Raw genomic sequence first — 8,958 nt, 5'->3', positions numbered from 1 at the left:
CGTTCAGCGTTCAGCGTTCAGCGTTCAGCGTTCAGCGTTCAGCGTTCAGCGTTCAGCGTTCAGCGTTCAGCGTTCAGAAATTATGCCGGCTGCTTATAACAGACCACCCCCACTTCAACTTTACAGTCCACCACCAAATCACACACCGAACAAATGCGCGCGGGTGGGTGCTCGCCAAAGTTTTCTTTAAACACTTTGTTAAACGACTGAAAGTAGCGGGCGTCGGTTAAGATCACGGTTAAGTGCACCACATGTTCCTTATCGTAACCGGCGTTTTTCATAATTTTTAAGCAGTTATCAATGGCCAGTTGCGACTGCTCTACCACCGAACCTTCCACGACCTCGCCATCCAACATGGGCGTCTGGCCGGACACATATAACCAACCGGCCGCTTCGGTGGCCATCGAAAACGGCAAATGCTGTCCGCCGGTACCGGTGCTGCCCTCGGGGCCATAACGTTTAATACTCACAATGTATACTCCTTACTGAGACTGTCGATACAAAAACTGGCCGGCTCGCCCGGTGGGGGCGGCGCCGTATTGGTAACTTAAAACACCGTTTACCCAGACTTTTTCAATACCCTGCGCGCGCTGTTTAGGATGAGAAAAACTAGCGGTATCTAGAACCGTGTCCGGGTTAAACAACACCACATCGGCGCAGTAACCGGGTCGAATAAAACCGCGATTGTGCAAGCGAAATTCAGTGGCGGATAAGCCCGTCATTTTGTGCACCGCCTGGGGCAGTGACAGCGCGTTTTTATCGCGACTGTAGTGCCCCAGCACGCGAGGAAAAGCGCCCCACAAACGCGGATGCGGGTGTGGATCGTTGGGTAAACCATCGGAGCCGATCATGGATTTGGGGTGGCGAACGATGTTTTCCACATCGTCTTCACTCATGCAGTAGTAAACCGCCCCGGCGGGCATTAAGCGCTGCGCCGCCTCCATTAAACTAAGGTTCCAGTCACGGGCGATATCGCCCAAGTAACGCCCGGCCTGTTCACTGTGGGGGGTCGACCAGGTAATAAAAATGTCGGTGTCTTCGGTGACCTGGGCCAGGTCTAAGGTGCTGGAGCTGGCGGCATACGGGTAGCAATCACAGGCCACCGATTGCTGCCGCGCAGCATTGTGCAAATGCGTCAGCAGTTCGTTGCTGCGTCCCCAGTTGCCCTTACCTGCACATTTTAAATGCGAAATAATCAGCGGCACTTTGCCACGGCGGGCGGTGTGAAACGCTTCATCCATAGCCTGAATAACGCCGTCAAATTCGGTTCGTAAATGAGTGGTGTAGACACCGCCGGCCGCGCCCAGCTCTTGCACCAGAGCAATTACCTCTTCGGTATCCGACTGCTTGGCGCTGGCATAGGCGAGCCCCGAACTCATCCCCAGGGCACCCTCAGCCAGAGCACTGCGCAAATCCTGTTGCATCGCCGCGATTTCATCCGCGTTAGCGCAGCGCTGCAAATCATTCATATGATTGTTGCGCAGCGCGGTGTGACCAATCAGAGCTCCCACATTAACGGCTGGTCGGGCGGCGACAACGGCGTCGGTGTAGGATGAAAAACTGGGATAGGTAAAAGCACTTTGCCCGCCCAACAGGTTTAACGGATCGGGCGGCTCACCCGTCAATACCACCGGGCTGGCGCTAATGCCGCAATTGCCCACAATAACGGTGGTGACGCCCTGGCTGATTTTTTCCAGCATGGGCGGATTGTGAATCACGTTCAGGTCGTCGTGGGTGTGCACATCGATAAAACCGGGCGCCAGGCACTGGCCGTGTGCATCGATAACGGTTTGTGCGCAATCGCCTAAGGTATCTGCAATCGCGGCCACTTTGCCATCCTGCAGAGCCACATCGGCGCTAAAGGCGGGCGCGCCCGAGCCGTCAATAACCTGTGCCTTGCGAATTAAGGTGTCGAACAAAATTTCTCCTCAACACCCTGTTCACCGCGGCAAACGTTAATCGCCCAAAGGCAGGCGGTCGTCCCCTTGCTTGTGGTTATCCAGCGTGTGTTTAATGCGCCGCAGTGTTTCCCGGCTTTTGCGTTTGTGCCTTACGGCTAGCTCCATTACCAGTACATCAATGGCCGCCATCATTACGTAGCGCGAGGCACTGGGCTTAAAAATATAATCTGTCTCTTGCGGCTCCATGGGCACCAGGTAATTAGCCACGGCTGCCAAGGGCGAGCCGTCGGTCGTAATGGCGACGACCTTAGCGCCATACTCCTGAGCAATTTCCGCGGCCTCCTGCACATCGGGGCTGTAACCCCCGGCGGACAGGGTAATAACCACATCATTGGCATCCAACGCCGCGGCCGCCATGCGCATCAGCATGGGGTCCGAGTAAGCCGAGGCGGTAAACCCCAGGCGAAATAAGCGATACTGGCACTCCTGCGCCAACACTGTGGAGCCGCCGCCCACCCCGAAAATCAGAATTTGGCGCGCTTCGGCCAAAGCGTTTACCGCCGGTTCAATCACCGCGTCGGTCACCAGCCGGGCGTTGTGGTCCAACGCTTTTTTAATCGCCTCGTACACCGTATGCAGGCCTTCGGGCTCGGCGGGCACATCGCTGTAGAATCTCTGCCCCACCGCCAGCGACTGGGCCAAACGCAGTTTTAAATCGCGCACATTTTTGCAATCCACCGCCCGCGCAAAGCGGGTGATGGTGGCCTCGCTCACATCGGCGCGCTGGGCCAGCTCGCCGATACTGGCCTGCGAAGCAAACTCAATATCTTCCAGAATGACTCTGGCTATTTTTTGTTCGGCATCGCGCAGCTGGCCAAACAGGGCATTAATGCGCGAGACAATATCCGGTTCATGGGTCACCGCCGGGCTCCTTGTGTTCATGGTTGGCGCCCCGAGTGTACACCCGCTCGGGGGCAGTATAAGTGCTTTTGATATATACTAACAAGAAAATATATATTATCGTGTTACTAAATATCTATTATTGGTTCATGCACTAGCGTGCAGTTTATGGCTTTTACTTATGGTTTCTCCTCCTCGTTCGCCGTCCCTTACCCCCACGAAAGGCCGCACTGTCGGGCCTCGGGCCTTGCCCAGCTTGCTGAGCGAAAACATCAGTTTACCCGCCGCTGTTGTTTACCGTTCGCGCCTGGCCAACAACCTGCACTGGATGCAAAGCTACGCCGATTCGCAGCGGGTTAAGCTTGCCCCCCACGGCAAAACCACCATGACCCCGCGCTTTTTTCAGCTACAGCGCGAGGCCGGCGCCTGGGGCATTACCCTGGCCAGTGCACCCCAGGCCATCGCGGCGGCCCAAGCGGGTATTGACCGTATTCTTATGGCCAACCAATTAGTGGGCAAAGCCAATATGCAGCTGGTGGCCGAGCTGATGGAAACCACCGGGGTCGAGTTTTTTTGCCTGGTTGACTCGCCAGACAACGCCCGCCAGCTGGGGGATTACTTTCACCAGCGCGGCCTGGTTTTAAATCTATTGATTGAAATGGGCGTACCCGGCGGCCGCTGTGGTTGTCGCAGTGAGGACGAGGCGCGCCAGCTGGCACAATCCATTCAGCCACACCCCGGACTAAACCTGCGCGGCATAGAAACCTACGAAGGGGTCATTGGCGGGCCGGATGCCTGCGACAAAATCCGTACCCATCTGGAATGGGTGAGAGATATCACCCTCGGATTCCAACAGCAGGGGTTATTTGCCCACCCGCAAGCCATACTGACCGGCGCCGGTTCGGCCTGGTACGACCTGGTGGCCGAGGTGTTTGGCGATACTCCTGCCGATCGCATTATTCCGGTCATTCGCCCCGGCTGTTATTTAATTCACGATAAAGGTATTTACATGCAAGCGCAGCAGCAAGTGCGCGAGCGCTTGGGCGACAACTGCAATGTGGCCGGAGACTTACAATCGGCGCTGGAAGTCTGGGCCTATGTTCAGTCGCTGCCCGAACCGGGGCTGGCCATTTTAACTCTGGGAAAACGCGACTGTGCCTTCGACGCCGGACTGCCGCAACCGTCACTGCACTACCGCCCCGGCACGGAGGTACCGGTTGCGCCCCCCGAAGACTGGGAGGTTTTTCATATCATGGATCAGCACAGCGCCATGCGCGTGTCGCCAAGTGCAGATATTAAGGTGGGCGACATGATTGCCCTGTCGACCTCTCACCCGTGTTTAACGTTTGATAAGTGGCGCCAGCTGCATATCATTGACGATAACTACACCCTTGTGGAACAGGTAAACACCTGCTTTTAATATGCTCAGATTCGTTATTAGTTTATTGCTTTACGCCAGCTGCGCATTAAGCTCTATCAGCTTTGCCGAGCCAAACTCCGCGTCCCTGCCGCTTATGCCCTGGCCGCAAAACCTGACTCCGACCGATGAAGCCCTAGCACTCCAGTCGCTGCCCACTGTTAAGTTTAAAGGCGCCCACAGTGACACTCTCGATAAAGCCATAGAGCGCTTTACCCAAAGGCTGCAGCGGCAAACAGGTTTAACAAAGTCTCCCGATGCCCCCGAACTCACGATTTCGGTAGCGCGGGACATGTCGCCGGTTAACACTCATACTCTGCCAGAGGCCCAAGAGGCGTCCTACGAGCTTCGTGTTCACTCGTCGGGTATTGAACTAACCGCGGCCACCACCACGGGCGCGCTACACGGTTTAGAGACCTTACTGCAATTGGCGGGCACCCATCAGCCAGTGGTATTACCGGGGGTTCATATTAAGGACCATCCGCGTTTTGCCTGGCGTGGGCTGCTGCTGGATTCGGTGCGTCACTTCTTTTCGGTAGCGACGATCAAACGCCAGATAGATGGCATGGCGGCGGCCAAACTGAATGTGCTGCACTGGCACTTAACCGACGACCAGGGCTGGCGTTTTCCCTCGAAAGCCTACCCCAAACTGCAGCAAAAAAACCAAGACGGCCACTACTACACCCGCGAGCAAATTAAAGACGTAATCACCTACGCCCAAAGGCGCGGCATTTATGTTCTACCCGAAATTGACATGCCCGGGCACGCCAGCGCCATAGCCGTCGCCTACCCGGAACTGATGTCCGCGCCGGGCCCCTACGCCCAGGAAGACCGCTGGGGCGTTCACAAACCATTGCTGAACCCCGCTAACCCACAAGTTTACGTTTTCGCGAACAAAATACTGACCGAAGTTGCGGAGCTCTTTCCCTTTCCCTATGTGCATATCGGCGGCGACGAAGTCGACCCGGAACACTGGGAACAAAACCCGCAGATACAACAATTTCGCGAACAACATAAGCTGGCGGATAGTCAGGCATTACACACCTATTTTAATCAACGTTTAGCGGAGCTTTTAAAAAATCTAGACCGCCATATGATCGGCTGGGATGAAGTGCTCCACCCCGACTTACCCCAAGGCACCGTCGTACAATCCTGGCAAGGGCCAGACGCTTTAGGGCGCGCCATTAACATGGGCTACCCGGCTCTGCTTTCCACCGGCTTTTATCTGGACCAGCCCCAGTACGCCAGTTACCACCACCGGGTTCATCTGCTTCCCCAACCACTTAGCATAGAGACAACCCCAAATGCCGATGAACCCTGGAACACGTGGCAGTTTAGCGCCCCGCGCAAACGCGGCAGTGCCATTAGCGGCACCCTAACGGTTATAGGTAAGGCGGATAACCCGCGCGGCTATATCGACTTTAAAAACAAATCCCGTCAAGCGCTTCGCGATCTAAACCTCGAGGGTCAAACCCTCAGCTTTGCGGTAGACACCTGGATGGGGCCGGTCAAAGCCAAACTGACCATCCGGGACTCTATGATCGAAGGCCATTTAATCGCGGGCAATGCCCCCTACTCGCTGCGCGGTAAAAAAATTGCGAGCGACTCGATTGCCAATAGTCATCCGCCTGTCGCGCTAACAAAAGATATTGTTAGCGCCGCCAAACAACCTCTGCTTTGGGGCGGCGAAGCCGCACTCTGGGCAGAAATGATTGACGAAAACAGCATTGATTTGCGCCTCTGGCCCCGCGGCTTTGTGGTCGCCGAACGCTTGTGGTCCAGCGCCCAGGTACGGGATGAACAGTCCATGTATCTGCGCCTGGATCAAATAACACAGTGGGCAGAAATATCGGCAGGCTTGCAACATTTTGCACAGCAGCAAGCGGCCCTAAAAAAACGCTACCCTGACGCGTCCTTGAGTGATCTGCTCGTGCTCAGCTCGGCGCTGGAACCGGCTCATTATTATCATCGTCATCACGAAAAGTCGGCACACGAAACCTACTCACGTCGCGATCCGCTGAACCGGCTCGCTGATAGTCTGCCCGCCGAAAATAAAACTCTGCGACAGTTTAATCAGTGGGTGGACGCCTGGACGAAAGATCCCGCAGACTCGGACTTAAAGCAGCGCATTGTCGGTCAACTAAAACGCTGGCAAAGCGCGGCGAACCGCCTGACTGCCTACAGCCATAACAAACACCCCGAGTTGCATCAGTTAAGTCAACACCTTGAGCAAGTCTGTGCGATTGGTTTGAGCGCGGTGGCCCAGATTAGCGAGGGCGAAACGTTAACGCCTCTAACCACACAGCAAACACACACTCTTCATCAAGCCGTTAACATTCAACACGAAATTATTATCGCCGCCGCTTACGGCGTTAACACCTTGAGAGCGACCCCATGAAAAAAAGCCTTTTGATTATTTTAGCAAGCTGCCTGAGTGCGGCTACCGGCCTTAAGGTGACAGCGCAAACGGTGAGCGAAGACTGGCTGGCAGAAAACACCTTTACCCAAGGAATAGAGGGACCCGTGGTGGGCCCCGACGGAACCTTGTACGCGGTTAATTTTGCCCGCGAGGGCACCATAGGGGCGGTAAACAATAAAAATGCCGCACAACTTTGGCTAGAACTGCCCCAAGGCAGCACCGGCAATGCACTGCGCTTTGCTCCCGATGGAACCATGCTAGTGGCCGATTACACCGGCCATAATATTCTGCGCATTGATCCAGCACAGAAGACAGTGAGCACCCTGGCCCACAACCCCGAGATGCACCAACCCAATGATATTGCGGTTGCCGATAACGGTTTCGTTTATGCCTCCGATCCCAACTGGACCGATAACACCGGCCAGTTGTGGCTGATAAAACCCGATGGCGCAACACGGCTATTGGAAAGCGATATGGGTACCACCAATGGCATTGAATTATCGCCGGATGGGCACACCCTCTACGTCAACGAAAGCGTGCAACGTATCGTATGGGCCTATCGTGTAAACGCCGATGGAAGCCTCGACCATAAACGCGAGTTTTTTCGTTTTACCGACTACGGCCTAGACGGCATGTCGACCGATACGCAAGGCAACCTGTACATTGCCCGCTACGGCGCTGGGGAAATCGCCGTACTCACCCCCCAGGGCGAGCTGGCCCAAACGATCCAGCTAACCGGGCAGCACCCCACTAACATCACCTTTGGCGGCCCAGACGGCAAGCGCGCCTTTGTCACCATGCAAAAGCGCGGCACTATAGAATCGTTTAGCAACGCTCTACCGGGGGCGGACTGGAGCAAGCTGCAGGAAACGGCAAAACAAAGAAGGTAGCAAGACGGAAAAACTTCTACATCTCTCAGGCGGATCGAGCACAAGAAAGACACAGCTGCCCGGCGTTCATTACAAGTGCTGATCGACACTGGAGACCATGGCGGCAATACCTCCGCCTTTAAGCTTGCCAATCAGCTGGGCCAACTCGTCCAGCTGCGCCTGAGTAACCCGGCCCTCGGCATCGGGGGTCAGGCGCTTTTTGTCGACCATGGTGCGTACAAAGTTTTCACTCACCTGCAAATATTCGGCGCTTTGGGCCAGGGTGTAATGATCGGTCATGGAATCTCCTGCGTGTGAATAGCGCCTGCGGTGTTCGGTATTGGCGCGCTTGTGCCATAATAACCGTTTTAAACCCTCTCCAGAAACGGACACATTCATGAGCAAAGGCATTCTCTATACCGTCTCTGCGCCCTCTGGCGCCGGCAAAACCAGTCTGGTTAACGCCCTGGTTAAATCCAGCCCAGAAGTCTGTGTCTCGGTCTCCCACACCACCCGCGCGATGCGCCCGGGGGAGGAGAACGGGGTCAACTATCATTTTGTCAGTCGAGAAAAGTTTGAAACCATGCTAGAGCAGGGCGCCTTTTTAGAGCACGCCCAGGTGTTTGGCAATTTGTACGGCACCTCGCAAAAATGGGTAGAAGACACCCTCAAAAGCGGGCTGGATGTCATCTTGGAAATCGACTGGCAGGGCGCCGCCCAGGTGCGCCGCCTGATGCCGGACACCGTCAGCCTGTTTATTCTGCCCCCGTCGCTGTCGGCTTTGCGCCAGCGTTTGACCGGCCGCGGCCAGGACGACCAGGCGGTAATTGACGCTCGCATGAGCGAGGCGATCAGCGAAATCTCTCACTATGTGGAGGCTGACTATATGATCATTAACGACGACTTCACCGTCGCTCTCGCGCAGTTTCAGGCGCTAATCACCAGCCAACATTTGCGTCAGTCAGCCCAGGCCGAACGCCACGCGCCTTTACTGCAAGAATTATTGCCCTAGCTCTTCCCAGCCTGAGCAATTTGTGTACAATATCGCCCCCGCTCGCGACCGCCCTCGCTGGCTCTTGGCGCGTTTCTCGCGCATAATAGCCCAAAGGCCGCGATTCTCGCGAGCTCCCGAACATTTTGAGTAAAACAACGGACATTTTATGGCACGTATTACAGTTGAAGATTGCCTCGATCACGTCGACAACCGCTTTGAGCTGGTGATGGTAGGCAGCAAACGCGCTCGTCAGATCGCCGTGGGCGGTAAAGACCCCCATGTTCCGGAAGAAAACGATAAGCCCACCGTGATCGCCCTGCGCGAAATTGAAGAAGGTTTTATCGACGCCAGCATTCTGGCCGAGCGCGACGAGCCGGCACCCACGCCTCAGCTTGAAGAAACCAACTTCGACCCGCAGATATAAGCTATACGGCCTGTTACCATTAAAGGCGCGCTCG

At 55.6% G+C, this 8,958-nt stretch carries 9 protein-coding genes; 5 read left to right on the top strand and 4 right to left on the bottom strand.

The genetic code is table 11. The features are described from left to right. Window positions 1-80 precede the first annotated feature (80 nt). The 3 genes from M6D89_RS17115 to M6D89_RS17105 are packed head-to-tail and all read right to left on the bottom strand — an operon-like array spanning window position 81 to window position 2,822. Window positions 81-470: a RidA family protein gene (locus M6D89_RS17115; protein WP_253969315.1), complete on the bottom strand. Its 390-nt coding sequence runs from the start codon at window positions 468-470 to the stop codon at window positions 81-83. Window positions 471-482: 12 nt separating this feature from the next. Further along, a complete protein-coding gene (locus tag M6D89_RS17110; protein ID WP_253969314.1) occupies window positions 483-1,919 on the bottom strand; it encodes an N-acyl-D-amino-acid deacylase family protein in 1,437 nt (478 codons plus the stop codon). A 36-nt stretch (window positions 1,920-1,955) separates the two neighbouring features. Then, complete coding sequence (locus tag M6D89_RS17105; RefSeq protein WP_253969313.1) at window positions 1,956-2,822, bottom strand: MurR/RpiR family transcriptional regulator; 867 nt, start codon at window positions 2,820-2,822, stop codon at window positions 1,956-1,958. A 226-nt stretch (window positions 2,823-3,048) separates the two neighbouring features. On the opposite strand from M6D89_RS17105, the gene M6D89_RS17100 reads away from it, so the two are divergent. From M6D89_RS17100 to M6D89_RS17090, 3 genes are read left to right on the top strand one after another with little or no spacing between them, the layout of a single operon-like run. Then, on the top strand, window positions 3,049-4,221 hold the full coding sequence (locus tag M6D89_RS17100) for an amino acid deaminase (protein ID WP_253969312.1): 1,173 nt from the start codon (window positions 3,049-3,051) through the stop codon (window positions 4,219-4,221). Between the two features lies 1 nt (window position 4,222). Continuing rightward, the gene (locus M6D89_RS17095; protein WP_253969311.1) at window positions 4,223-6,616 is read left to right on the top strand and encodes a beta-N-acetylhexosaminidase; all 2,394 of its coding nucleotides are present in this window, start codon (window positions 4,223-4,225) and stop codon (window positions 6,614-6,616) included. Further along, entirely contained in the window at window positions 6,613-7,527 is a 915-nt protein-coding gene (locus tag M6D89_RS17090) for an SMP-30/gluconolactonase/LRE family protein (RefSeq protein ID WP_253969310.1), read from the top strand. Before M6D89_RS17095 ends, M6D89_RS17090 begins: the two co-directional genes overlap by 4 nt. A 69-nt stretch (window positions 7,528-7,596) precedes the next feature. Here the strand turns inward: M6D89_RS17090 and M6D89_RS17085 are convergent, their stop codons facing one another. Continuing rightward, window positions 7,597-7,806, bottom strand: a complete 210-nt coding sequence (locus M6D89_RS17085) for a helix-turn-helix domain-containing protein (RefSeq protein WP_253969309.1) — start codon at window positions 7,804-7,806, stop codon at window positions 7,597-7,599. Window positions 7,807-7,903: 97 nt separating this feature from the next. Between M6D89_RS17085 and gmk the strand changes: the two genes are divergently transcribed. Both gmk and rpoZ read left to right on the top strand, forming a co-directional pair. Continuing rightward, a complete protein-coding gene (gene gmk, locus M6D89_RS17080; RefSeq protein WP_253969308.1) occupies window positions 7,904-8,518 on the top strand; it encodes a guanylate kinase in 615 nt (204 codons plus the stop codon). Between the two features lie 148 nt (window positions 8,519-8,666). Further along, a complete protein-coding gene (gene rpoZ, locus M6D89_RS17075; protein WP_253969307.1) occupies window positions 8,667-8,924 on the top strand; it encodes a DNA-directed RNA polymerase subunit omega in 258 nt (85 codons plus the stop codon). Window positions 8,925-8,958 lie beyond the last annotated feature (34 nt).

Source organism: Gilvimarinus xylanilyticus (assembly GCF_024195295.1).
Lineage (GTDB): Bacteria > Pseudomonadota > Gammaproteobacteria > Pseudomonadales > Cellvibrionaceae > Gilvimarinus > Gilvimarinus xylanilyticus.
The sequence above is the reverse complement of the archived record's forward strand: the minus strand, read 5'-3'. Positions and strand labels throughout refer to the sequence as shown.